The sequence below is a fragment of the Hoeflea ulvae genome (assembly GCF_026619435.1).
Classification (GTDB): Bacteria; Pseudomonadota; Alphaproteobacteria; order Rhizobiales; family Rhizobiaceae; genus Hoeflea; species Hoeflea ulvae.
On the sequence record NZ_JAOVZQ010000001.1, the window covers coordinates 3602399 to 3627444 of the forward strand.

Sequence of the window (25046 nt, forward strand, 5' to 3'; positions counted from 1 at the left end):
TTTGCCTGAAACCGGAGCGCTTTAGAGCCAGGTGTCGTAATCCGACACCAGCAGATGGCTGGGCTTTTCGTCCTCGATGATGGTCGAAAACCGGCCGATCGGCTCGCGGAAGACGTTATCCGTCAGATCGTCATTGACGGTCGAGACCTCGCCGATCAGCACGTCGCTGCCTTCTCCCCAGAAGGCATGCCAGACGCCGGGCAGCAGCGTGACGCTCTCGCCGGGATCGAGCTTGAGCAGCTCACCGGGAGCAAATGTCCGGACCACGCCGTCGGTGTGCACCGAAACCGATGCATCCGGATCGACCGACCCGTCCGGCGCCGAGGCAAACAGTTCCAGCACCAGCTTGCCGCCGCCGCGGTTGATGATGTCCTCGGCCTTGATATTGTGCCGGTGCATCGGCGAGACCTGATCCTTGCGCGAGATCATGATCTTCTCGGCATACAGCATGCCCTTGCCCTCGGAGAGGTCGGTGGCCGAGCCATTGCGGACGGTGAACAGGAACAGGCCGAGATCCTCGAAATTGCCCTGGCCGTAATCGGTGATGTCCCAGCCCAGCCGGTTGGCGCGGATGCTGCTGGCGTCCGTTGCCGTGCGGATGCGCAGCTCCTTCGGGCTCCAATAGGCAAAGGGCGGCATCACATATCCGAAGGATCGGATGAATTTGTCACTCTCTTCCAGGATCTCGTTGATCTGGCTGCGTTCCATGGCACCCTCCGGCCGAAGCCACGTTCTGTCAATTGTCGTGAAAGATTTAAGGCCTTGGCCGCCGCGTGGCAATTGAAACCATGCCGTTTCGGCGCTATGTCCGCAAAGTTACAAACGCAACGATCCCGGACATGCCCATGCCTCCCCATCGCGACAAACCGGCTGATGAGCTTGCGCCCGACGTGCTGGCGCTGGAGAGTTTCCTGCCCTACCGGCTGGCACGCGCTGCCGAAACCGTCAGCCGCCAGTTCGCAGCGCTGTATCGCGAGCGCCACGGCATGACCCGGCCGGAATGGCGGACCCTGGCCACCATCGGCCAGTTCAACCGGATCACGGCCACGGATATCGGCGCCCATTCCTCCATGCACAAGACCAAGGTCAGCCGGGCCATCCGCTCGCTGGAAGACCGCAAATGGATCACCCGCCAGGCCGATGCCACCGATCGCCGGGTCGAGCATATCGAATTGACCCGCGAGGGCCGTCATCGCTATCGCGATCTTGTCGCGCTGGCCAGAACCTATGAGGCCAAGCTCATCGACATGCTTGGCGACGACGGAGCGAGCCGGCTCGAGGCCGGCATCACCGCCGTCGAGAACAGGCTCCTCCGCCCCTGACACCCCGGCCGTTGCTGCCGGCCGGAATGCTGCTCAGCTGCCCCAGGGTCCGTGGTGTTCGCCCTCGGCGTCGAGCCGGGCAAAACCATGCGCGCCGAAGAAATCGCGCTGCGCCTGGATAAGGTTGGCAGTGCCGCGGGCGCGCCGGTAGGTGTCGAAATAGGCCAGCGCGCTGGCCAGTGCCGGCACCGGCATGCCGTTCATCGCCGATTCGGCCACGATCCGCCGCAGGCTGGCGTCGGTATCCCTGATCATCGCAGAAAACGCCGGTGTCAGCGCGAGATTGGCCACGTCGGGATCATTGGTAAAGGCGGTGGCGATCTCGTCGAGGAAACGCGACCGGATGATGCAGCCGGCGCGCCAGATCCGGGCAATTGTGGCCATCGGCAGGTTCCATTTGAACTCAGCTGACGCCGCGGCCATCACCGCAAAGCCCTGCGCGTAAGCCGCAACCTTGCCGGCCAGCAGCGCCTTTTCGAGATCCTTGATCACCGCCTGCCCCTCGCGCCGGTCGTGCTGCGCAGGAAGCCCGAACTCGGCCTGCGCCAGGGCGCGCTGCTCCCGCATCGCCGAGAGGCTGCGCGCAGCCACCGCCGCCTCGATCGCCGTTGCCGGAACGCCCATCATCTGGCTTTCGATCACCGACCAGCGGCCGGTGCCCTTCTGGCCCGCGGCATCGACAATGATGTCGGCGATCGGCCGTCCGGTGTGGGCGTCCTGAACCATCAGCACTTCGGCGGTGATGTCGATCAGATAGGAATCGAGCGGTCCGGTCGACCAGGCCGAAAACACCGCGGCAATCGTCGGCGCATCCATACCGAGATGATCGCGCATCACGCCATAGACTTCGGCGATCATCTGCATGTCGGCATATTCGATGCCGTTGTGAATGGTCTTGACGAAATGTCCGGCGCCGTTCTCGCCGAGCCACGCGGCACAGGCTTCGCCCTCGAACTTGGCCGAGATCGCCGTCAGCACCGGCTCGACCCGCTTCCAGGCGTCCTCGGCGCCGCCGACCATGATTGACGGCCCGTGGCGCGCGCCCTCTTCGCCACCTGACACGCCCATGCCGATAAAGGTGAGGCCCGAGCCTTCAAGATCGGTGAAGCGGCGCATGGTGTCGCGGAAATTGGCATTGCCGGCGTCAATGATGATGTCGTTGGCTGCCAGCAACGGCTTCAGCGCCGCAATCTGCGCGTCGACCGGCTCACCGGCCTTGACCATGATGATGACCGGACGCGGTGGCCGGATCGCGGCAACGAAATCTTCCAGCGTGGCGCAGGCGGTCACCTTGTCGGACAATTCGCCCGCCGAGGCCGCGAACTCGTCCGTCCGCGCCGTGGTGCGGTTGTAGACGGCAACGTGATAGCCATTGTCCGCAATATTGAGCGCAAGATTGGCGCCCATGACGCCCAGCCCGATAACACCAATTTCCGCTTCAGCCATTTCCGGTCTCCCCCTACGGCGCTTTCATCAGATCACCTTGTGACCGATGCCGGCGCGAGCGGCAAGCCTCCGCGGCGATCAACTGTGGGGATGCGCGCCGATTTTTCCAGGCGCCGGAATGCGAGGAACCGGGTTCAGTCCTGCTCGGGCTTGTCGTCACCATCATCGAGAATGCGCCAGGCTGCCCCTTCAAGATCGTCATACTGGCCGGATTTCATCGACCACAGGAATGCCGCCAGGCCCAGGGCTCCCAGAAGCAGGGCAATCGGAATCAGGAAAATCAGCGTGTTCATGCGGATGTCCTGAGGCTGCTTTCCGCGCGCGCCTCCCCCGGCAAGGCCGGCGTGATCCGGCTGACGGCGCCCCGCGCGAAGTGCTCGATGCGGGTCTTGCGCCGCAGCCGCAGCGAATTCAGCACCACGATCACCGAGGATGACGACATCGCCAGCGCCGCAATCAGCGGCGTTGCGTGGCCCAGAACCGCGGCCGGAACCGCAATGCAATTGTACAGGATCGCCAGCGCGAAATTCTGCCGGATCAGGCTGCCCGCCTTGCGCGAGACCTCGATGGCCAGCGGCACAGCCTCGAGCGAATCATGCAGGAACACGAAATCCGCCGCCATCCGCCCGACATCGGCGGCACTCGCCGGCGCCATCGAGACATGCGCAGCCGACAGCGCCGGCGCATCATTGAGCCCGTCGCCCACCATCAGCGGCTTGCCACCCGCCTCAGCCAGCGCCTTGAGCCGGTCGACCTTGCCGCGCGGCCGCACGCCGGCGACATAGCTCGCCAGGCCCAGCTCGCCCGCCAGCGCCCTGACCGGCGCCTCCCGGTCGCCCGAGAGGATTTCGGCGTCGAGCCCCAGTGCTGCCAGCCTTGCCACCGCCTGTATGGCACCGCGCCGCAACTGGTCGGAGAACAGGAACACATCCATGAATACGCCGTTTTTCGACAGGATGACCTGGCTGGCGTCGGCGGCCTGGTCGAGACCCTGATTGTGGCCATCGAGCGCAAACATGGCCCGGCCCAGCCGGTAGACCTCGCCTTCGGGCGAGATCGCCTCGACCCCCTCGCCCGGGGTTTCGATGATGTCGAAATCCGGCATCAGCTCTCCCGCCGTGTCATGGGAGGCCAGCGCCTGGCTCAGCGGATGCCGCGAGGCGCGTGCGATGCGCGCCGCAATCGCCAGATTTTCCGGCGCCACAGCCGCCGCATTGACCAGCTGCGGCCGCCCGCGCGTCAGTGTCCCGGTCTTGTCGAAGACCACATGATCGGTCTGCGCCAGCCGCTCCATCGCCGAGCCGTCCTTGACCATGATGCCGTTTTCGAACAGGCGCCCGGCAGCCACCACCTGCACCACCGGCACCGCCAGCCCAAGCGCGCAGGGACAGGTGATGATCAGCACCGCCACCGCGGTCATCATTGCCATGCGCCAGTCGCCGGTGGCCATCATCCAGCCGGCGAAGGTGCCAAGGGCCAAAAGGTGCACCACGGGTGCGTAGATGGCGGAGGCCCGATCGGCGATCCGGCGGTAGCCGGCCCGTCCGCTCTCGGCGGCCTCCATCATCGAGACCATTTCGGCCAGGAACGAGTTGCGCGCGCTCTTCGTCGCCTCCAGCACCAGTGAGCCGGTGAGGTTGAGCGTGCCGGCCGGCGTCAGCGATCCGGTCTCGACCGGAAGCGGCGCGCTCTCGCCATTGACGACGGCGAAATCCATGTCCGAGCGGCCCGAAACCACCCGCCCGTCCACCGGGATGCGGTCGCCCGGCGCAATCGCCAGCCGCATGCCCGGTTCGATCTCGTCGAGCGCCAGGTAGTCCCGGCTGCCGTCATCCCGGATCACCATCGCGCCGCGCGGCGACAGCCGCACCAGATTGCGCACCGCCGAGCGGGCCTTTTCGCGCATCATGTGGTCGAGCGTCCGGCCCGCCAGCAGAAAGAACAGCAAGGTCACCGAAGCGTCGAAATAGGCATGTTCGCCATGGGTGATGGTCTCGTAGAGCGACATCGCATAGGCCAGAATCACGCCGAGCGAGATCGGCACATCCATATTGGCGTGGCCATGGCTGAGCGCGTCCCAGGCAGAGCGGAAGAAGATCCGGCCCGAATAGGCCAGCGCCGGCGCGGCAATCAGCGCCGAGATCCAGTGAAACAGGTCGCGCGTGGTGTCGTCGGCGCCCGACCAGACCGAGACAGACAGCAGCATCACATTCATCGAGGCAAAGCCCGCAACCGCCAGCGCCTTGAGCAACTCGCGAAACGCCGGATCGGCGCCCTCTTCGCCGCCGCCGGGCAGATGTGCGGGATAGCCCAGCGCCTTGAATTTTTCTGCCAGCGCCGTCAGCACGGTCTCGGCATGGCTGCCGCTTATGGGTGCGGCGCTCCCTGCGCCGGCCTTGTTTTCAAACACCACCGACACCCGCCGGGTCGACAGGTTGACCCGGGCATGATCGACACCGGGTGTCCGGGGAAGTTCGCGTTCGAGAAGTGCGATACAGGCGCCGCAATGCACCCCTGGCACGATCAGGTCGACCTGGCGCATTCCGTCGCCGAGCGGTCGGCTCGACAGCCAGATTTCCTCTGCCGACGGGCCTTCGGATTTCAGCGCCTCAAGCTCGGCGGCACTTTCGGTGCCTGCGGCGCAGCAGCTCACGGCAGCAGGCTCCCATCTGCCCTGACGTGAAACCGCCGCCCCCGCTTGTAGAGCGTCTGGCCATTGTTGCTCGCCGTCACCGTGGCGATCCATTCGCCTTGTGCCAGTTGTCCCTCCGCCCGGTAGATGCCATCGCTGCCGCGCACCATCACCAGTTCACGGTCCTGATCGGTGCCGACCGGCCGGCGCAGGGCCACGACCATGCTGTCGGCCAGCGCCGGTTCGCCGCGGCGATCGGAAAAACGGATCGACAGGCCATCGACATCAGAGCCGAATTCGAGCTGGTAACCCAGGGCGGCAATGTCGCGCGATTCCGCGGCCTTGGCGTTGAACTGCTGGCTGGCCACATAGGTGTTGGGCACGACAAGCCCGCTCCAGGTGGTGACCGCAAACCGCGCCATGATCAGGTTGACGGTGATGATCACCCCGAAAAACGCCACCATGGTGAACAGCATGTGCCTGCCGGTAAATTCCTTGGGCTGGAAAATCGCCCGGATCATCTGCATCACTTTGTCTCCGGTGCATGGAAATTGGCGGTATAGCTGTCGCGTTCGGTGCTGGCCCGGTCTTCGGTGATGAAGCGGAACTTCGCCGTCTCGGAGCTTACATATTCCTTGGGCTGAAGCACATTGACCCGCAATTCGCGCAACCGGTCGGGCTCGACCGGAATGGCAAACGACACCCCTGCGGGCTGATCAATGCCCGGAATCCGCATCGTCGCGCCCGGCAGGCCCTCGATCGACAGGAAGATCACCCGCGGTTCGGGGATCATGTTGAGGATCTTCACCGAATATCCATTGCGAATGTCGCCGTTGGATTCCAGCACATATTGCGGATTGCGGTCATGCAGCACATTGACCTCCAGCCGGTCGCGCGACAACAGCCCCACCAGCAGGGCGATGCCGACCAGCGACCATACACCCATATACATGAGGGACCGGGCGCGGAAAACGATGCGCCAGTTGAAATGCTTGACCGCATCGACAAAGCCGCCGTCCTCGGTGCGGGTGCGCCCGGGATCCAGCGTGCCGGTGACCGGATCCTGGGCCAGCGCCATGTTGTCGGCATAATCGGCCAGCGTGGCATAGGAAATCAGCCCGCGCGGCCGGTCGAGCTTGTCCATCACGGTGTCGCAGGCATCGATGCACAGCGCGCAGGTGATGCATTCGAGCTGCTGGCCGTCGCGGATGTCGATGCCCATCGGACAGACCGCGACACAGGCATTGCAGTCGACGCAATCCCCCTGCACCAACCCTTGCGCCGCCGCCTTCTTGGCGTGGCGGCCACGCGGTTCGCCGCGCCAGTCATTATAGGTCACCACCAGCGAGTTCTCATCCAGCATGGCGGCCTGGATGCGCGGCCAGGGGCACATATAGATGCAGACCTGCTCGCGCATCAGCCCGCCGAATGTGTAGGTCGTCGCCGTCAGCACCGCCACGGTGATATAGGCGATCGGCGCGGCATTGCCGGTGAAGAAATTCACGAACAGCGTCGGCGCATCGGCGAAATAGAAGATCCAGGCGCCGCCGGTGGCGACCCCGATGAAGATCCAGCTTGCGTGCTTGGCCACCCGCTTGAACAGCTTCGACGCGCTCCACGGTGCGGCATCGAGCTTCATGCGCTGGTTGCGGTCGCCCTCGATCCACCGCTCGACCACCAGGAACAGATCGACCCACACCGTTTGCGGACAGGTGTAGCCGCACCAGGCGCGGCCGACCGCCGAGGTGATCAGGAACAGTCCGAACCCGGCCATTACCAGCAATCCGGCGACAAAGAAGAACTCCTGCGGCCAGATCTCGATGAAAAAGAAATAGAACCGCCGGTTGGCGACATCGAGCAGCACCGCCTGGTCGGGCGCAAACGGCCCGCGATCCCATCTAAGCCATGGCGTGAGGTAGTAGATTCCGAGGGTGACCAGCATCACCAGCCACTTGAAGCGCCGGTAGGTGCCTTCGGCGCGTTTCGGGAAAATCTTCTTGCGCGCCTCGTAAAGCGGCTTGCGTTTCCAGGCGGCATTGACCGATTCGGCATCAAGCCGCTCGATTTCATCCGCATCCTGTGACGCGACGGTGGGCGTTTGCGTGTTCATCATGGGCACCATTGATCTGAGCCGCACCATGCGCGCACCACAGCGCCGATGCCTTGATCAAGATCAAGCCGTCACAACCAGCTTTTGCCACGCACCCGCGCCGGGCGGTTGCCGGCAGGGGTGGCGACCTCGACCATGGCGCCCTCCTCCCAGCAGTCGCGATTGATCATGGAGATTGCCACATTGGTTTCAAAATCCGGCGACCAGGCAGCCGAGGTGACCTGGCCGACCGGCTCCCCCTGGGCGCTTACCGTCCAGGGCTCGGGGCATGGCGGCACCGCATCGCCGTCGATCTCGAGATAGCGGATCTGCTTGAGCGGGCCTTCCCTGGCGACCCGCAACAGCGCGTCACGGCCGACGCAACCGATGGCTGACCTGGTGTCGCAAAACCGGCCCAGCCCGCATTCATGCGGCGTGTTGGCCCGCGTCATGTCATTGCCGTAAGACAGCATGCCTGCCTCTATCCGCTCGATCAGGTTGGGGCACCCTGCCCGCACATCGAGATCCCGGCCGGCTTCAAACAGCGCGTCCCACAGCGGTTCACCATGCTGGCCGCCCTCGACATAGATCTCGAAGCCGCCCTGCTTGGAATAGCCCGAGCGGGCAACGACCAGATCGACGCCATTGAAGGCAAGGCGCTTGTAGCGGAAAAACCGGATCGAGCGGACTTCGTCGCCAAATACCCGGGCGGCCAGATCATCGGCGCGCGGGCCACTGGATCGCCAGCGGCGACACATCGGGTTCGATCACATCGACGGCCAGCCGGAAGCCCACCGCCAGCGCCTTGACCCACAACAGCAGATCGCTGTCGGCGATCGACACCCAGTAGCGGTCCTCGTCGAGCTTGACGGTGACCGGATCGTTGAGCATGCCGCCGGTCTCGTCGACCATCGGGGTGTAGAGACATTGCCCGACCGCCATCTCCGAGAGATCCCGCGGTGTCAGCATCTGCACCAGTTCGGCCGCCTGCGGACCGCGGATCTCCACCTGCCGCTCGCAGGCCACATCCCAGACCTGAACGGCGCTTTTGAGATGGTGATAATCCTCGACCACCGACCTGAACACGGTGGGCAAAAGCATGCGGTTGTAGACCGTATAGGCCGACACGCCTGCAGCGGTGACACGGTCCGTGAACGGCGTGCGGCGGGTGCGGCGGGATATCGACAGAAAAGGCGGCATTGGCTGTCTCCGGAGCAAGGGGCGCGTCATGCGCAGGCACCGGCAGACTAGTTGCGGCACATCCGTCAAGGCGCGCCAGATCGCGTCATGGGAGAACTATTTTTTGTCTCTCAACCCACCCATCCGAGCCGTTCGACAAACCACCAGGCCGCCACGGCGGCGATCGCCAGCGACATCGGCATGGTGATCCGCGTCCGGTACCAGCTCTTGTCGGAGAACCAGGCGCCGAACAGCGCATAGCAGCCGGCGACAACGGCAAGCTGCCCGGCCTCGACACCGATATTGAAGGCCACCAGCCCACTGACGAAATGCGCCGGCGACAGGCCGATCTCGGTCAGCACGCCGGCAAAACCGAGCCCGTGCAACAGACCGAAGCCGAACACCACGAAGGGCCGCCAGGGACTGAGCCGGTTGGTCGCCAGGTTCTCCACAGCGATGAAGACGATCGAGGCGGCAATCAGCGGCTCGACAATGCTGGCAGGCAGCGAGATCACGCCCAGCATCGCCATGGCCAATGTGACCGAATGTGCGATTGTGAAAGCGGTGATCTGCACCAGCAGCGGCTTGAGCCGCGGTGACAGCAGAAACAGCCCGACCACGAAGAGAATGTGATCGAGTCCCTTGGGCACGATATGGGCAAAGCCGATGCCGACATAATCGACAAAGACCTCTCCGGCGCTGCGGCTGAGCCCGCCCTCCACCGGGATCGCTTCGCTGGGGCCGCCATCTGCAAGATAGGCTGAATAGCTGTATTCACCATCGGCGTCCGGCACCCGGATGACGCTGGGGCCGAAGGCCGGATCGAACGAGAACACCACCGCGCCGGCGCCCGGCGGCAATTGCCCCGCCAGCGTAAGCCGGCTCAGCCGGGCGAAATCGGTATCACCCACCGGAACAAGTTCCACGGCAACAATGTCGAGCGGCACCCTGGCGCCATCGGCCAGCAGCGCGACACCGTCGAGAAAGCGGGGTTGAAAGCGCTCGAACTCCGCTGCCAATGCGGCCTCGTCGAGCAGCCGAAGCGCGTCGTAGCGCTGCGCGTTGGGGCTGTCGTCGGTGTCACCATGCTCCGCGCCGATTTCGGCCAGCGCGGCCTCGAGTATCAGAGACATCTCGAGCCGCACCGTGCCGTCGCCGGCAAACACCAGATCGGCAATCGCCGGGCGGATTTCATGGGAGCGAACGGTCCCTGCCGCCCAAAGCAGCACGGCCACGGCCACAAGCAGGCTGGCAAGCAATTGATTTATCGAGCGCAAAGACAGGGTCATCATCAGATCCACGGCACAAGGACAGGACGGGGCGGTCACACAACCACAGGGCGGTGTCCGGCTTACTTGGACCGGTGATGCCGTTTCGTCCAGTCTCGGCAGGAGAATTTGCAGCAATTTCCTCTGGCAGCGGTCGCAAGGGCAGGATTTCAGTCAACCAACGCAACCGGTGCCCGCGATGCTCCCAGCCGGCGCTGCCAGAACGGGGCGTCCGGCCAGCGCCGCTCCATGCCGTAATAGGTTGCATGATGGCCGGCATAGGCCTGCCAGATGCGACCGGTCCGCGCCGCATGCGCCGGCATCGCGGTTTCATCACCGTCCAGCAGCGCAAGCGCCGACTCGCCGGCTTCCATGCCGGTCACCAGCGCGTTGAAAAGGCCCTGCGAGGACAAGGGATCCAGCGCAATGGCACTGTCGCCGGCGGCAAGCCAGCCCTGCCCGGCGGAGCTTGCAGCGGCGCTGTTGGCGGCACACACCTGCGGTTTCGAGACCGACCCATCATCCAGCTCACCCAGCGCCTGCGCCAGGCCGGCCGTGCGCCGGGCCGCAGCAATCGGCCCCTCCCGCATCAACGCGCGGATCACCGGCTGGTCGCTGTCTCCGTGAAAGCCGATGACGCGCCAGCCATCAGGCAGCAACGCCGTGTACCACCAGCCTTCGGGTGTCGACTGAGTATAGGTTGCCGGGTCCGCCTCACCGCGCTGGCGCAGCCGCTGATAGACGCAGGCGAGCCGGTCCATCACCATGCGGCGCTGGCCGAAGGGGCGCAGCAATTGCGAGCGCCGGCCGCCGGCATCGATGATCTGGCGGGCCATGATCATGTCGCCGCCCTCGAGCCGGACGGTCCAGCCCTGCGCACCACGATACAGGCCCGACACACTGACCGGCGCCATCAGGATGGCGCCGCGCGCCACCGCGCCGGCACGCAGATCCGCCTCGAACCGCGCCCGGTCGATGCGCCAGCCGGCTCCGTCGGGATCGCGGAAAGCATCGAGTTCAACGGCCTCGTCCGACCCCCAGCGGCTGACCTTGAGCGGTGCGGCGCCATGACCGGCCGCCTCGAAGCGCTGCCAGGCGCCCAGCGTCGTCAGCACCCTCCGCGCGGCACCCGGCAGGGTTTCGCCGATTCGCCAGACCGGCGGCGCAACCCGGTCAAGCAGCACCACGGAGGCGCGCGGTGCAAGCGTGGCCGCGGCGGCGGCGCCGGCGGTTCCCGCCCCGATAATGGCGACGTCGACCCTCACCGCTGGGTCGGCAGGCCGCGGGGAAAGCGGTTGACGAGATCAATTTCGCTCAGATCGACTTCCGTGGCCGAACGCACACCGCGCCGGCGCACGCCTTCGAGCGAATGGGTCAGGGGGCCCGGCGATGTCGCCTCCGCCCCGAGATTTTCGCGTTCCCGGTAATGCTCCTCTTCCGGGGTGATCAGCCGGGCGTAATCCTCGACTTCGATCTTGTCGGGAAATTCCGCGTCGCCGGGCCCATCGCGGACTTCGACCACACCGAGGAAATCGAAATGCTGGATCATGTTGTTGATCTGGTGGGTGTAGCCGTCCGCGCCCAGCGGTTCGATCCAGGCTTCCCGGTTGGCGAATGCCTTGCGCCGTTCCGACATTGGCCGGTTGGTGTCCATGACGATGTCGTAATTTTCCCGTGTCAGCACCTCATTGGGCACCCGCGCCGGCCAGAAACTCGGCACATAGGGATCGTAGCTCGGCGTGTAGCCGGAGCGGCAGCTGCTGGTGTCGGTCTGCCATGGCACCGCCATCCAGCGGGTGATGCCGCCCGGCAACTGCCCGAACAGCGGGCCGTTGGGGATGGTCACCGAATCGGTGGTCAGCACCTCGCTCTGCTGCGGCTCGATCCAGCCTTTCGGCGCGTGCAGGAAGCGGAACGGCGCCATGTACATCGAGGACGCACGCACCGGCCATGTCATTTCGCAGCCCGGATGGAATGCATCGGCGAGGCAGAATTCCAGCGCCGCGCGGGTCAGCATCTCGCCCTGTTCGGCCGGCGGCAGCTCGTCAACCTCGCGCACCGGCAACCGGTCGGGGTCATAGTCGGGCTCGAAATTGCCCTCGGACCATTTCTTCAGCATCGCCATCTGGCAATCGCTCAGCACCGCGTTCTGCCGGGGCGTGTCCGCCGGCGGCACATTCATCGCGTCACCGTAGAGCCATGGCCACGGCACCGGAGAATAACTGTCGCGGGCAAAATTTCGGAAATTGTTGTAGATCACCCGGCGCTGCTCGCGAAAAGCCGGGCTGGTGCTGCCCAGCCCGGCAAGCGCCTCCCTGCTGGTGAGATCGAAGGCCCCCTCCCAGCCAAAACCGCCGGCAAAGCCGGCATTGGTCCATTGCAGTCCCGCCATCCGTTCGAAGATCGGCAGGATTTCGGCGGTGAATGAGGGGCGCGTCGGTGCCGCCAGCATCTTCGACTTGATCGCGATGTCGCGCATCAGGTCCCACATGGTGCGCACTGACTTGCGTTGCGGCCCGTAATTGGGCGGCGCGACGACCACCCAGGCCGGAACCACCTGCAGGCGCTGGCCGTCGAGAAACACCTCCGCGGTCACCGGCCCGTCGGAGACATCGTCATACCAGCCTTCATTGTTGGCGAATGTGATGGCGGCGCTGTCATCATAGCTTTGCGAGCGCCCCATGCCGCCAAGCACGGTCAGCCGCGCGGCCGCATCGGTGCTGATCTCTCCGAGATAGACCGGGATATCCATGAATTTGCCCTCGAACCGCTCCGGCCCGGCCTCCGCACCCTGAAGGTGACGCGCTTCGGGCGTGATCGCCAGCCGGGTCCTGTCGGCCACGCCCGGATTGCGCAATGTCGTCGGCGGGGCATAATTGGCCTCCGGAATGTCGAGCGCGAGCTGGAAGCCGTACCAGGCCGCCTTCTGGTTGGCGAGTTGCACCGACCAGCGGATTTCCGCATCCCGGTCCTCGCCGGTCAGTTCGCGGATGATGTCGCCGCGGGCATTGCAGCCATAGATGCGGAAGCGCGCCGCCTGGCGTTTGAGTTTCTTGTCCGCATCGCGATAGCTGCCCGGCGGCAGCGGCGCCGGATCGATCACTTCGGGACCGTAGAAATATTCCTCGCTCGAGCCCACCCGGGCCACGCCGATGGACGGATAGATCACCGCCTGGACGATGCAGTCGTCCGTCTCGTCATGCATCGGCTCGACCGGACGCGGCTCGACTGGGTCACCGATCAGCTGCCCATTGGCGCTCTGGCGCAAGGCCGCGCCGGCGGCATAGACGCTGCGGCGGACCACGGCGATGGAGGACTCCTCGCTCGGACGGTTTTCCGGCGGCACCCGCCAGATGTTGAACGACAGGTTCTGGCCATAGTCGGACTGTCCGCGCGCATCGACGCGCTGCCGCGGGATCACCAGGGTTGCGACCGGCCGGAACTCACTTTCCGATTCAGGCCATTCGACCATCGCCTTGTCGAGCGGCATGGTGTCGGGATTGGTGCGCAGCTGGACCGACAGCACGAAGCGGTAGTCCCGCTCGGACAGCCGGTTGACCATATCGGTCTTGAGGTAATCGGTGGCATCGTCCGGCACATTTTCGGGTGCTGTTTCCGGCTCCAGCCGGTACTTGATGATCTCGTCACCGAGATGAAACGGCAGGATCGCCCAATAGGTGGTGGTCAGCACCGAGCCCTTGGGCGCGGTCATCGCATTGAGGATGTCGTTGGTTTCCCTGTGGCGGGCGAGATAGGCATTGTAGTTTCTCTGCACCACGCCGGCATAGGTGAACTCGACCATCTCCTTCGCGTCATTGACGAAGAACCGCGATGCCGCCTGCATGATCAGATCGGCGGTTTCGCCCTGTTCGCCCAGCGCGTTTTCACCCGGCACGCCGAACAGTTTCAGCCCGATGCCGAGCGTGCTGCCAAGGTCGGGAGAGGTCGGCCCGGTGTCGCTGGAAAACCGCATCCAGGCCTTGAGCCGCTGATGGGCAAAAATGCCGACGCGCATGTGCTCGGGCATGTCGTCATGCCGTTCGAGATAGCCATGGGCCACACCATGCAGCTTGCGGAAGACGGCACGTTGCGCCGGCGGCGGATCGACACGGGTGCGCTTGGCCTGGCCCATTTCGACAAACATCTCGATCAGCCGTTCGGCGGATGTGGCCTCGGTCTCAAAACATTCCGGGACTGGTGGTTCCTTTTCCATGCCGATCTCCTCAATTCAAAGGCAATATTGCGGTCCGCACGCGTCGAATACCAGCAGGCTAGCCGAAGTTGCTTCCGCAGGGAACAGCCCGAAACATAAAGACAGCACAAATCGACAGATTTATGCTCGGAATGACGCCGCTTTATTCGTCCAAATAAAACTTCATACGTAATCTGTATTTACGAATTTCAGCTTTTAGAACATTTGACTTTTCACACTCCTATTTGTTCTGGATACATCGCCGACCCCGCCGGCAAACCGCGTGCGAGGTCTGGTCGCCGCGCCCCGAAACCGCCCGGTTCTGCAGTGTGGATAATCGATTGATCGAGGCGGCGAACGGATGCATCTTGGCCGCCCATCTGGAGAGCGATCATGACACGACGGACATCCCTCAAACGGGCAACCGCCTTCTTCGGACTGGCGCTGACTTTCGCCCAGGTTTCCGCCGTGTCGGGACATGAATTCTGGATCGAGCCGGAGGCCTTTGCGGTGGCCCGCGATAGGGAGATCCGCGCCGACATCCGCGTCGGACAGGATTTCAAGGGCGATATCCTTCCCTATATTCCCTCGCGCTTTACCGCCTTCAAGCGCTACGACCGCCTTGGCGAGAGCGATGTTTCAGGCACCACCGGCGACCTGCCGGCGCTGGCCCTGACACCGCGCAGCGAAGGGCTCACCCTGTTCACCTATGTCTCGGTTGCCGAGCGGATCCGCTTTCAGGGCTGGGACAAATTCGCCTCCTATCTCGAGCTTGAAGGCCTTGACGCCATTCCCGCCCGCCATGACGCCCGCGGGCTTCCCCGCGACGACATCCGCGAGCTCTACACGCGCTGCGCCAAGACGCTTGTGACCGTGGGCGATGCAACAGGCGACCAGGACCGCGCCACCGGCATGCGGCTGGAGCTTGTCGCGGGCGAAAACCCGCAGGCGCTGGCAGCCGGATCGGAAATGAGCTTCACCCTGCTGTGGGAAGGCGCACCGCTTGAAGACACGCAGGTGGCATTGTTCCAGCGCGGCGAAGACGGCGCCCTCGCCGCCCGGACGCTTGCCCGCACGGACGAGACCGGACAGGCCAGCTTCACCCTCCCCGCTGGAGGCACCTATATGGCCGCCAGCGTGCACATGATCGAGGCGCCGGTAGAGCGCAACGCCGACTGGCAGAGTTTCTGGGCTTCGCTGACCTTTGCTGTGGACTAGCCGGACTGCTGCCATGGGACCGTTTTCCGGGTTCCGGGGCCTTGTTCGCAACATGGCCAGGCCGGGGCTACCAGTCTCCTGGCGCATCGCAAAGCCGACCTTCGATGGTCCGTCCGGCAACGCCCGCTTGCCGTCCCCATGCAGGACGCTCGACAATTGTCGTAAAAAGAACAGCAGCTTGCTAAACTTTGGCCGAGCAAACTGACACAATATTAAGCCCCAGCCGACAAGATGCCCACGCGACAGGACGCATATCCTGTGAACAGGGGGTTGATGTGCGTTACCGAGAGACCGACGAAGTTTTCAAGACGCTGGTATCGGAACTGACCTCCACGATTCTGCCGACGACGATCATGGGCCTGACAATCCTGGCCATCGGCCTGTTTGCCTTTGACAGCCTTGGCGGCATCGAATTCGTGCTCGCCACCATCTGTGGAAGCCTTGCCTCGCTTGCCAAGATCGTGGTGACGGTGGCCCACCGGCGCATGAACGCGGCGAAACCCGCAACAGTTGAGCAGGCGGCGCGCTGGGAGCTGGCGCACGCGCTGCTCACCTTCGTCATCGCCGCCTCCGTCGGTGTGCTGGCAACCGCGGCCTTCGCCTATGACGACCTGTCAGTCCATATTCTCGCCACGGCGGTGATCTTCGGCTATTCCGCCGGGGTTGCCATCCGGATCTCGGTCCGGCCTTTCATTGCCGCGCCCGCGATCATGATTGCAGGGATACCGACAACGGTTTCCGCCATGCTTTACGGCGATACGGCCCACTGGATACTGGCGGCGGTCTGTGCGGCCTTCCTGGTGGCGGCGATGCAGAGCGTCTGGCATGTCTATGCCACCGCCACCCGGCAGATCTGCCTGCGCCTGGAAATGCAGCATCAGGCACGCCACGATCCGTTGACGGGGCTGCGCAATCGCACGGCGCTTGGCGAGGCTTTCAGGACACTTGGCAGCGCTGAAGATGCGCTGACCTGCGTGCATTGCTTCGACCTTGACGGCTTCAAGAGCGTCAATGACCGCTTTGGCCACGCCGTCGGAGACGAATTGTTGGCGGGTATCGGATCGAGACTCAGGGACAACCTGGAGCAGCCGAGTATCGCCGTGCGCGTCGGCGGCGATGAATTTGCCATTTTGCAGCCGGATGTCCGGCATCCCGTCGAAGCCGACCTGCTGGCCAGGCAGATCGCCAATGTTCTGAGCCTGCCGTACCGGATTGCCGGCGAAGAGATCACCATCGGCATCAGCCTGGGATACACATTGGCACGCTCCGGCTCTGCACGGCTTGAACAGATGATGGCTGTGGCGGACAAGGCCTCGTATCGCGCCAAGCGCAATGGCGGCGGTATCGAATGCGACCTTGCGTCCCCATTGGAAGCGCGCACATCCTCTGTCGCCGCATGACCGCATCTTCTGCGCCATAGCAACCGGCATTTCCAGCGACTGCCAGGGCGATCGCCAGCGGATCCAAGCGGTGATCCGCCGTTCCGGTTTCCAGGTCATTTCCGCAAACAAAAACCCCGCCGGGCAACCATCCGGCGGGGTTTGAACTTGCAAGTGAGCTGCGCCGAACGTCGGCGCCGGTCCGGCCCTACAGCCCGCCACCCAGCGTGTGCACATAGACAGCCAGCTGCTTGACGGTCGGTTCGCCGAGACGGTCGACCCAGGCGGGCATGACGCCGTGCTTGGGGCTGCGGATCTGGGCAACGATCTGGGCTTCGGTGGAGCCCTTCAGCCAGATGCCGTCCGACAGCCTTGGCGCGCCGAAATCGACGATGCCTTCGGCCTCATCGCCATGGCAGGCCGCGCAGTTGTCGACATAGATTTGCTCACCCGGTGCGACCAGGGCTGCATCCGACGGCGTATCGCTGAGGCTGACCACATAGGCGGCAACCTGGTTGATCTGGTCGGGTTCGAGCATGTCGGCAAAGGCCGGCATTTCCGAATAGTGGGTGTCGTCATCGGCATCAAAGCGGATGCCGTGAGCGATGGTGTGGTAGATCTGGTCGATCGTGCCGCCCCACAGCCAGTCATCGTCATTGAGGTTGGGATAGCCCGCCGATCCGGCAGCGCCTGAGCCATGACACTGGGCGCAATTGACCTTGAAGGCCGAAGACCCGCCGGCAATGGCGAATTGCAGCAACTCCTGATCGCCGGCAATGTCGGCGACCGGCGTGGCGGCGATCTTTTCGAGCAAGGCCCCCTGCGCCGCCTTGGCGTCGGCCAGTTCGGCCACCACCTCTGCGCGGCTCGAATAGCCCAGCAGTCCCGGCGTGGCGCCCTTGATCAGCGGGATCGCCGGATAGGCGATGGCATAGCCGATGGCCCAGATGATGCAGAGATAAAAGGTCCACAGCCACCAGCGCGGCATCGGATTGTTGAGCTCCCGGATCCCGTCCCACTCGTGGCCGGTGGTCTCGACACCGGTGATTTCGTCAATCTGTTTCCCGGACATGTCTCAGTCCTCCTTCAACGGAATTTGCGCTGCATCATCGGCGGCTTTCTTGGCGCCCGGCCTGAGCAGGAACAGAACCACGCCGATGAACACGGCAAACAGGAACACGAGCCCCCAGCTGTCGGCGAAATGGCGCATTGCAGTGTAGGTTTCCATGACTGATCCCCCCTTACCGGTAGCCGGATGCTTCGTCGTAGGTCGAGAAATCGACCAACGTGCCAAGCATCTGCAGATAGGACACCAGCGCATCCATTTCGGTGACCATCGCCGGATTGCCGTCAAAATCGCCCAGCTTGGCCTTGGGGTAGCGCTCCTCGATACCGGATGTGTCGGCATCCGGGTCGGATTGCCCCATCAGGTCGGCCTTGGCATTGGCGATCATGTCCTCGGTATAGGGCACGCCGACGGCGAGGTTTGCCTGCAGATCGGCGGTGACATTGGCCACCTTGAGCGGTGTCGTCGCCAGGAACGAATAGCTCGGCATGATCGATTCCGGCACCACCGAACGCGGTTCCTTCAGATGCTCGACATGCCATTCGTTGGAATAGCGGTTGCCGACGCGGGCCAGGTCCGGCCCGGTCCGCTTCGATCCCCACTGGAACGGATGGTCATACATCGATTCCGCCGCCAGGCTGTAATGGCCATAGCGCTCGACCTCGTCCCGGAAGGGACGGATCATCTGGCTGTGACAGGTGTAGCAGCCTTCGCGGATATAGATGTTGCGCCCGGCCAGCTCCAGCGGCGAATAGGGCCGCATGCCGTCGACTTTCTCGATGGTGTTCTCGAGATAGAAGAGCGGCGTGATCTCGACGATTCCGCCGATGGAAACCACCACGAGCGAACCGACCATAAGCAGCGTCGCATTGCGCTCGATGATACCGTGTTTGTCTAAGAGTGACATCGTTGTTGTCTCCTACTGTGCCGGCTGCATGGCGGGTTCGCTGCCTGGAATCGGCACCTCGTTGCGCTCATGGCCAAGAATGGTCATCCATACGTTCCAGCCCATGATGATGCCGCCGGCGAGATACATCAGTCCGCCGATGGCGCGCAGCAGGTAGTAAGGGAACATCGCCGCCACGGATTCGGCGAAGGAATAGACCAGGAAGCCCTGATCATTGTATTCGCGCCACATCAGGCCCTGCTGGATGCCGGCAACCCACAGAACCGCCGCATAGACAACGATGCCGAGCGTGGCCAGCCAGAAGTGCCAGTTGACCAGCCGCATGGAGTAGAGCCGCGGACGGTTCCACAGTTTCGGCACCAGGTAGTAGATCGCGCCGAAGGTGATCATGCCGACCCAGCCGAGTGCACCGGAATGCACGTGACCGATGGTCCAGTCGGTGTAGTGGCTCAGTGAATTGACCGCCTTGATCGACATCATCGGGCCTTCGAAGGTCGACATGCCGTAAAAGGCAACGGCAATCACCATCATCCGGATGATCGGATCGGTGCGGATCTTGTCCCAGGCACCCGAGAGTGTCATCAGGCCGTTGATCATGCCGCCCCAGGAGGGCATCCACAGCATGATCGAGAACACCATGCCCAGCGTCTGCGCCCAGTCGGGCAGTGCGGTATAGTGCAGATGGTGCGGACCGGCCCAGATATAGAGGAAGATCAGCGACCAGAAATGGATGATCGACAGCCGGTAGGAATAGACCGGCCGGTTGGCCTGCTTGGGAATGAAATAATACATCATGCCCAGGAAGCCGGCGGTGAGGAAGAAGCCGACCGCATTGTGGCCGTACCACCATTGCGTCAGTGCGTCCTGAACCCCGGCAAACAGCGAGTAGCTCTTGACCCCGAGGAACGACACCGGCATCGCCAGATTGTTGACGATGTGCAGCATGGCGATGGTGACGATGAAGGCCAGGTAGAACCAGTTGGCCACATAGATATGCGGCTCCCTGCGCCGGATGATGGTGCCCATGAACACCACCAGATAGGCCACCCAGACCAGCGTCAGCCACAGATCGACATACCACTCGGGTTCTGCATATTCGCGCGCCTGGGTGATGCCCAGCAGATAGCCGGTCGCAGCCATGACGATGAACAGCTGATAGCCCCAGAACACGAACCAGGCCAGATTGCCCCCAAACAGCCGGGCGCGCGAGGTGCGCTGCACCACATAGAGCGAGGTCGCAATCAACGCGTTGCCGCCGAAGGCGAAGACCACCGCGGAAGTGTGCAAGGGCCGTGTGCGGCCGAAATTGAACCAGGGCTCGATGTTGAGGTCCGGAAAGGCCAGCTGGAAGGCGACGATGACGCCGACCAGGAACCCGACGATGCCCCAGAATGTGGTGGCGATGATGCCGTAGCGCACCACCTCGTCGAAATAGCCGGATGTGTCATCGGCGGACGGGGCGGTGACTGGCGAGAAATTGACCCGCCGCAGCAGCAGCACGGTTCCCGCCAGAAGCACGACGAACAAGACCCACATATGGGCCTCGAACTGATCGTCCTTGGCGAAAGCCACGCCGAGCAGCGCCAGAAAGGCGCCTATGCCCACGGCGATTGTTTCGAAAGCGTATTTCATTGTTGGTATCCCCCAGGGGTATCAAATCCGTAACCGGAACAGTCCGCGTGCCGCCCCCTTGGACAAACCGCGGCCTTTGCCGAACTGAGCCACAAATCGCAGAAGCAAAGGCGTGTCGCCTTGATCCAAGTCAAGGACGCCGAATGATCCCAAACCTAGTTTCGGCCGTGAGGGAGACCCAAAACGACAAGAAAATCGGTCTTTTACGGGAAGAGCGCTCATGACGGATGATGCCACAATCAGGTTGGCGCACGGCGAAGACCCGATCGCCGCCTTGCGCAAGGCGCACAAGGAACAGTTGCTTTTGTGCGACCGCCTCGAGGAGATTGCCGATTCGCTTCCGGACGGCATCAACCGGCAGAAATGCATCTATGCGGCCCGCGCTCTGGGGCCAATGATTCGCGGCGTGCACCGGTTCGAGGAAGAGGTGGTGTTTCCCCTTATCGCCAGGCGGCACAAGGGCGACAGCAAGATCGAGGCGACGCTCAACCGTCTGCGCTTCGAGCATTGCGAGGACGAGTGTTTCGCCGAGGAGCTGATCGAGGCCCTGCATGCGCTGGGCGCGGGGAGTGCCGACATCAATATCGAGGCCACAGGCTACATGTTGCGCGGCTTTTTCGAAGCCATGCGCCGCCACATCGCCTTTGAAAGCGAGCACCTGCTCTCGCAGGAAACCTGACCGGGATCGCCCGTACGGCAAGGGCCGTGATCAGCCACACAGCCCGGCCCGCCGCGCGAGCCCCTCTCGCCTCCCGTGCGGCAGGTGTGGCCCGCGCGGATCATCTCGCCCCGGGCGTGCAAGGCCACTCCCGATTCGGCGCCTGAAACAACCCCTGCCCGGTGCTTTTTCGCAGTTGTCTGCGCTTTGCGCTTTCAGTCTTGTGGACAAGTGTGGACAACGTGCACAACATATCCACTTCGGCGAATCGCTTGAGATTAGGACTGGCCATGCACTGACAGGGCCAGCCAGCTTTGCTATTCCAGGCTACCGCCCCGCACCAAGTTCAGGACCGCCCAGACAATGAATGATGCCGCCCGCAAGATAGAGCCGATTCCGGCCCGAGCCGAAAAGAGCCCGCTGTTTCGCGAGGCGCCGTCCAATATCGAGGCCGAACAGGCCCTGCTGGGCGCCATGCTGGTCAACAATGACGCGTTTTACCGCGTGTCGGACTTTCTCAAGCCGACCCATTTCCAGGAACCGCTGCACAGCAAGATCTACGAGGTCGGCGGCGACATCATCCGCATGGGCAAGACCGCCAACCCGGTGACGATCAAGACCTTCCTGCCCGCCGATGCCAAGGTCGGCGACATGACGGTGGCGCAGTATCTCGCGCGGCTGGCCACCGAAGCCGTGACCATCATCAATGCCGAGGACTATGGCCGCGCCATCTATGACCTGGCGCAGCGCCGGGCGCTGATCTCGATCGGCGAGGACATGGTCAACATCGCCTATGACGCGCCGCTCGACATGCCGCCGGGCACCCAGATCGAGGACGCCGAACGCCGCCTGTTCGAGCTTGCCGAGACCGGCCGCTACGATGGCGGCTTCCAGTCGTTCAACGACGCCGTGTCGCTCGCCATCGACATGGCCGGCGCCGCCTTCCAGCGCGATGGCGGCCTCTCGGGTGTCTCCACCGGCATCTCCCAGCTCGATGCCCGCATGGGCGGCCTGCAGCATTCCGACTTGATCGTGCTGGCCGGACGTCCGGGCATGGGCAAGACCTCGCTGGCCACCAACATCGCCTTCAACATTGCCCAGGCCTATGAGGGCGAGGTGCAGGCCGACGGTTCGATGAAGGCCAAGAATGGCGGCGTCGTCGGTTTCTACTCGCTGGAAATGTCGGCCGAACAGCTCGCCACCCGCATCATTTCCGAGCAGACCGAAATCTCGTCCTCGAAGATCCGCCGCGGCGAGATTTCCGAGGCCGACTTCGAAAAGCTCGTCGGCTGCTCGCAGATGATGCAGAAGATCCCGCTGTTCATCGACCAGACCGGTGGTATCTCGATTGCCCAGCTCTCCGCCCGCGCCCGCCGTCTCAAGCGCCAGCGCGGCCTTGACGTGCTGGTGATCGACTATATCCAGCTGATGACCGGCTCGGGCAAGTCGAGCGACAACCGCGTGCAGGAAATCACCCAGATCACCACCGGCCTGAAGGCGCTCGGCAAGGAACTCAATGTTCCGATCATCGCGCTCTCGCAGCTGTCGCGTCAGGTGGAAAGCCGCGAGGACAAGCGTCCGCAGCTCTCCGACTTGCGTGAATCGGGATCGATCGAGCAGGATGCCGACGTGGTGCTGTTCGTGTTCCGCGAAGAGTATTACGTCAAGAACGGCGAACCGCGCCGCTCGCCCGACGAGATCGCCGCCGACATCAAGACGCCGGAATATCTGGCCTGGGAAGAAAAGATGCTCAAGGTCAAGGGCACCGCCGACGTCATCATCGCCAAACAGCGCCACGGACCGACCGGTACCGTGCAGCTGGGCTTCCAGGCGGAATTCACCCGGTTTGCCGATCTGGCCGACAATTCCTACAACCAGTTCGCTCACGACGAATAGGCCGCGGCTTGACCTCCCCCTTCACCATGCCCGCCCCGGCGGCCACCACGCGCCTGAGCATCGACCTCGGCGCGCTGGCCGCCAATTGGCGGCTGATGCGGGATCTCTCCGGCAATGCCCGCTGCGGCGCGGCGGTCAAGGCGGATGGCTACGGAACCGGCGCGGCACAGGCAGCGCCCCGGCTGGCGCGCGAGGGCTGCCGGGATTTCTTCGTCGCCGACGCCAATGAAGGCGCCAGCCTGAGGCCATTGCTGCCCGATGCCCGCATCTTCATTCTCAATGGCGTGTTCGACGGTTCCTTTGCCCTGACGCTGGCGCATGACCTGATCCCGATCATCAATTCGCCGGACCAGGCGGCGTTCTGGCGCAACAATGCCGGAGACCGCGCCTATGCGCTGCATGTCGACACCGGCATGAACCGGATGGGGCTGACGCCCGAGCAGGCCGTCGCCCATTCGCAAAGCGGCGGGCCTGCCCCCTGCCTGGTGATGAGCCATTTCGCCTGTGCCGACGATTCCGCGCATCCGCTCAATGCCGAACAGATCCGGATTTTCCAGGGACTCAGGCCGTGCTTTGCCGGGGTGGAGGCCAGTCTCGCCAATTCTGCCGGCATTCATCTCGGCTCCGCCGCGCATCATGACATGACCCGGCCCGGCATTGCGCTTTATGGCGGTGAGCCGGTGTCGGGCGTGCCCAACCGGATGGCCCCGGTGGTGACGGCGGAAGCCCGCGTGCTGGTGATCCGCCACGCCCGGGCGGGGGAGACCGTGAGCTACGGCGCCAGTCACCGCTTCAGCCGCGACAGCCGCATCGCCGTGTGCGGTGTGGGCTATGCCGACGGCTTCCACCGCTCGGGCTCCGGCTCCGGCGTTCCGCTGCGCTCGGCCGTGCCGCAGGGGGCGTTCGGCGCGTTCAATGGCACCCGTGTCCCGGTGATCGGCAAGATTACCATGGATCTGACCATGTTTGACGTCACCGACGTGCCCGAGGATTGTGTCAATGCCGGGGATTGGGTCGAGCTTCTGGGGCCAACCATCACGCTGGAGGAAGCCGCAACCGCGGCGGGCACCATCAGCTATGAACTGCTGACCAGCCTCGGCCAGCGTCATGCACGCACCTACGTGGACTGACCGCTCTCGAGCCCGGCAAGCACAGTGGCAACCACCGCCCGCGCACGGTCTTCAGTGATCAGCGGCCGCATCCGGGCAATCACATAAGGGTCGCGGAACATGCGCGTGGCATCGTTGAACACCCTTGCCGCGGCAGCCGCATCGCGGTCGGGAAACCGTTCGGCCATCAAAGCGGTCAGCACCCTCTCCATCTCATGCACATGTGTCATGGCGATGTCTCCATGTCCGGACGCAAGGTCCAGATAGGCGGCAAACAGCACCGGATCCGCGTCATGCGTGGCGCATTTCATCCGCATCTGAACAAGCACGAAATCCTCCAGCCGCGATCCGACCGGTCCGGGCCCGCAGACAAGCGCCCGAACGGCTTGGGAAACATCATCAAACCAGTTTTCGGCCATCGCCGCGATCAGGGCATTCTTGTCGGCGAAGAACCGATAGGCATAGGATTGCGACATTCCCGCCTCCGCAGCCACGTCGGACATTACCAGCCGCCGCCCCCGGTTGGCTTTCAATACCCTTTCGGCAGCGGCAAGCAGCGCGTGTCGTCGCGCATCAGCATCGGCTTGTGGACGCGCCATCTCAGATCCATCGCCTGGTTCGCGCCTTGTAGGCGGCATACTCCGAACCAAAGACCTCCTCCGCAGCCCTTTCCTCGAAAGGAATGTACCAGAACCTGGCCAAGAGAAAGAACACGAGCGGCGCCACGATGCCGGCAGCATAGCCAGCCAGAACCGTAACACCCACCAGGAGCAGCAGGAAACCGAGATACATCGGGTTGCGGGTCAACGCGAAGGGTCCGGAGGTCACCAGCTTCTCCGGACGGTCGAATGTCATGATGGTGGTCTTTGACCGCAAGAATGCAAGCCGGGCCGAAACCAGCAGCCAGAGGCCGGCAATCAGCGGCACAAGCCCCCACAGCACGTCGGGCCGGTGGAGAAGCTGGGGACCGATGCCGGCCAGAAAAATCGCCTTGATCAGAATCACAAGCAGCAGCACGTGAACCGGTGGAAGAGACAGCATGATCATTCTCCT

Annotated in this window: 23 protein-coding genes; 6 read left to right on the forward strand and 17 right to left on the reverse strand. The window is 63.7% G+C overall.

Annotated elements, in window-relative coordinates:
- Positions 1–21: 21 nt before the first annotated feature.
- Positions 22–708, reverse strand: a complete 687-nt coding sequence (locus tag OEG82_RS17145; RefSeq protein ID WP_267613607.1) for a D-lyxose/D-mannose family sugar isomerase — start codon at positions 706–708, stop codon at positions 22–24.
- Positions 709–845: 137 nt separating this feature from the next.
- On the opposite strand from OEG82_RS17145, the gene OEG82_RS17150 reads away from it, so the two are divergent.
- On the forward strand, positions 846–1322 hold the full coding sequence (locus OEG82_RS17150) for a MarR family winged helix-turn-helix transcriptional regulator (protein ID WP_267613608.1): 477 nt from the start codon (positions 846–848) through the stop codon (positions 1320–1322).
- 33 nt (positions 1323–1355) lie between these two features.
- On the opposite strand, the gene gndA is transcribed toward OEG82_RS17150, so the two are convergent.
- From gndA to OEG82_RS17200, 10 genes are all read right to left on the reverse strand, one after another.
- Complete coding sequence (gndA, locus tag OEG82_RS17155; protein WP_267613609.1) at positions 1356–2768, reverse strand: NADP-dependent phosphogluconate dehydrogenase; 1413 nt, start codon at positions 2766–2768, stop codon at positions 1356–1358.
- A 134-nt stretch (positions 2769–2902) separates the two neighbouring features.
- Positions 2903–3061, reverse strand: coding sequence for a cbb3-type cytochrome oxidase assembly protein CcoS (gene ccoS, locus OEG82_RS17160; protein ID WP_267613610.1), 159 nt, complete (start codon positions 3059–3061; stop codon positions 2903–2905).
- Positions 3058–5421 (reverse strand): cation-translocating P-type ATPase, encoded by a 2364-nt coding sequence (locus tag OEG82_RS17165; protein WP_267613611.1) that lies wholly within the window; start codon positions 5419–5421, stop codon positions 3058–3060. The genes ccoS and OEG82_RS17165 overlap by 4 nt, the downstream gene beginning before the upstream one ends.
- On the reverse strand, positions 5418–5927 hold the full coding sequence (locus OEG82_RS17170; RefSeq protein ID WP_267614985.1) for a FixH family protein: 510 nt from the start codon (positions 5925–5927) through the stop codon (positions 5418–5420). The genes OEG82_RS17165 and OEG82_RS17170 overlap by 4 nt, the downstream gene beginning before the upstream one ends.
- A complete protein-coding gene (gene ccoG / locus OEG82_RS17175) occupies positions 5927–7510 on the reverse strand; it encodes a cytochrome c oxidase accessory protein CcoG (protein WP_267613612.1) in 1584 nt (527 codons plus the stop codon). Before ccoG ends, OEG82_RS17170 begins: the two co-directional genes overlap by 1 nt.
- A 71-nt stretch (positions 7511–7581) precedes the next feature.
- Complete coding sequence (locus OEG82_RS17180; RefSeq protein ID WP_267613613.1) at positions 7582–8247, reverse strand: glycine cleavage T C-terminal barrel domain-containing protein; 666 nt, start codon at positions 8245–8247, stop codon at positions 7582–7584.
- Entirely contained in the window at positions 8207–8689 is a 483-nt protein-coding gene (locus OEG82_RS17185; RefSeq protein WP_267613614.1) for an aminomethyltransferase family protein, read from the reverse strand. Before OEG82_RS17185 ends, OEG82_RS17180 begins: the two co-directional genes overlap by 41 nt.
- Before the next feature lie 110 nt (positions 8690–8799).
- Positions 8800–9957, reverse strand: a complete 1158-nt coding sequence (locus tag OEG82_RS17190; RefSeq protein ID WP_267613615.1) for a HupE/UreJ family protein — start codon at positions 9955–9957, stop codon at positions 8800–8802.
- A gap of 149 nt (positions 9958–10106) precedes the next feature.
- Entirely contained in the window at positions 10107–11201 is a 1095-nt protein-coding gene (locus OEG82_RS17195; RefSeq protein ID WP_267613616.1) for a tryptophan 7-halogenase, read from the reverse strand.
- Complete coding sequence (locus OEG82_RS17200) at positions 11198–14149, reverse strand: LodA/GoxA family CTQ-dependent oxidase (protein ID WP_267613617.1); 2952 nt, start codon at positions 14147–14149, stop codon at positions 11198–11200. Before OEG82_RS17200 ends, OEG82_RS17195 begins: the two co-directional genes overlap by 4 nt.
- A gap of 372 nt (positions 14150–14521) precedes the next feature.
- On the opposite strand from OEG82_RS17200, the gene OEG82_RS17205 reads away from it, so the two are divergent.
- Together OEG82_RS17205 and OEG82_RS17210 are read left to right on the forward strand one after the other, a co-directional pair.
- Complete coding sequence (locus OEG82_RS17205; RefSeq protein ID WP_267613618.1) at positions 14522–15346, forward strand: DUF4198 domain-containing protein; 825 nt, start codon at positions 14522–14524, stop codon at positions 15344–15346.
- A gap of 275 nt (positions 15347–15621) precedes the next feature.
- Positions 15622–16746: a GGDEF domain-containing protein gene (locus OEG82_RS17210; protein ID WP_267613619.1), complete on the forward strand. Its 1125-nt coding sequence runs from the start codon at positions 15622–15624 to the stop codon at positions 16744–16746.
- Positions 16747–16933: 187 nt separating this feature from the next.
- Here the strand turns inward: OEG82_RS17210 and ccoP are convergent, their stop codons facing one another.
- From ccoP to ccoN, 4 genes are read right to left on the reverse strand one after another with little or no spacing between them, the layout of a single operon-like run.
- On the reverse strand, positions 16934–17797 hold the full coding sequence (ccoP, locus tag OEG82_RS17215) for a cytochrome-c oxidase, cbb3-type subunit III (protein WP_267613620.1): 864 nt from the start codon (positions 17795–17797) through the stop codon (positions 16934–16936).
- Between the two features lie 3 nt (positions 17798–17800).
- Positions 17801–17953, reverse strand: a complete 153-nt coding sequence (locus OEG82_RS17220) for a cbb3-type cytochrome c oxidase subunit 3 (RefSeq protein ID WP_267613621.1) — start codon at positions 17951–17953, stop codon at positions 17801–17803.
- 13 nt (positions 17954–17966) lie between these two features.
- A complete protein-coding gene (gene ccoO, locus OEG82_RS17225) occupies positions 17967–18698 on the reverse strand; it encodes a cytochrome-c oxidase, cbb3-type subunit II (RefSeq protein ID WP_267613622.1) in 732 nt (243 codons plus the stop codon).
- Between the two features lie 12 nt (positions 18699–18710).
- Positions 18711–20330 (reverse strand): cytochrome-c oxidase, cbb3-type subunit I, encoded by a 1620-nt coding sequence (ccoN, locus tag OEG82_RS17230; RefSeq protein WP_267613623.1) that lies wholly within the window; start codon positions 20328–20330, stop codon positions 18711–18713.
- A 220-nt stretch (positions 20331–20550) separates the two neighbouring features.
- Here ccoN and OEG82_RS17235 point away from each other — a divergent pair, with 220 nt between their 5' ends.
- The 3 genes from OEG82_RS17235 (at position 20551) to alr (ending at position 24014) form a co-directional block, all read left to right on the forward strand.
- Positions 20551–21009: a hemerythrin domain-containing protein gene (locus OEG82_RS17235; protein WP_267613624.1), complete on the forward strand. Its 459-nt coding sequence runs from the start codon at positions 20551–20553 to the stop codon at positions 21007–21009.
- A 342-nt stretch (positions 21010–21351) separates the two neighbouring features.
- Entirely contained in the window at positions 21352–22884 is a 1533-nt protein-coding gene (locus OEG82_RS17240) for a replicative DNA helicase (protein WP_267613625.1), read from the forward strand.
- 26 nt (positions 22885–22910) lie between these two features.
- Complete coding sequence (gene alr / locus OEG82_RS17245; RefSeq protein ID WP_267614986.1) at positions 22911–24014, forward strand: alanine racemase; 1104 nt, start codon at positions 22911–22913, stop codon at positions 24012–24014.
- On the opposite strand, the gene OEG82_RS17250 is transcribed toward alr, so the two are convergent.
- The gene (locus OEG82_RS17250; RefSeq protein WP_267613626.1) at positions 24002–24592 is read right to left on the reverse strand and encodes a TetR family transcriptional regulator; all 591 of its coding nucleotides are present in this window, start codon (positions 24590–24592) and stop codon (positions 24002–24004) included. The two genes, alr and OEG82_RS17250, sit on opposite strands and share 13 nt — an antisense overlap.
- A gap of 1 nt (position 24593) precedes the next feature.
- Positions 24594–25034: a methyltransferase family protein gene (locus OEG82_RS17255; RefSeq protein WP_267613627.1), complete on the reverse strand. Its 441-nt coding sequence runs from the start codon at positions 25032–25034 to the stop codon at positions 24594–24596.
- Between the last annotated feature and the right edge of the window lie 12 nt (positions 25035–25046).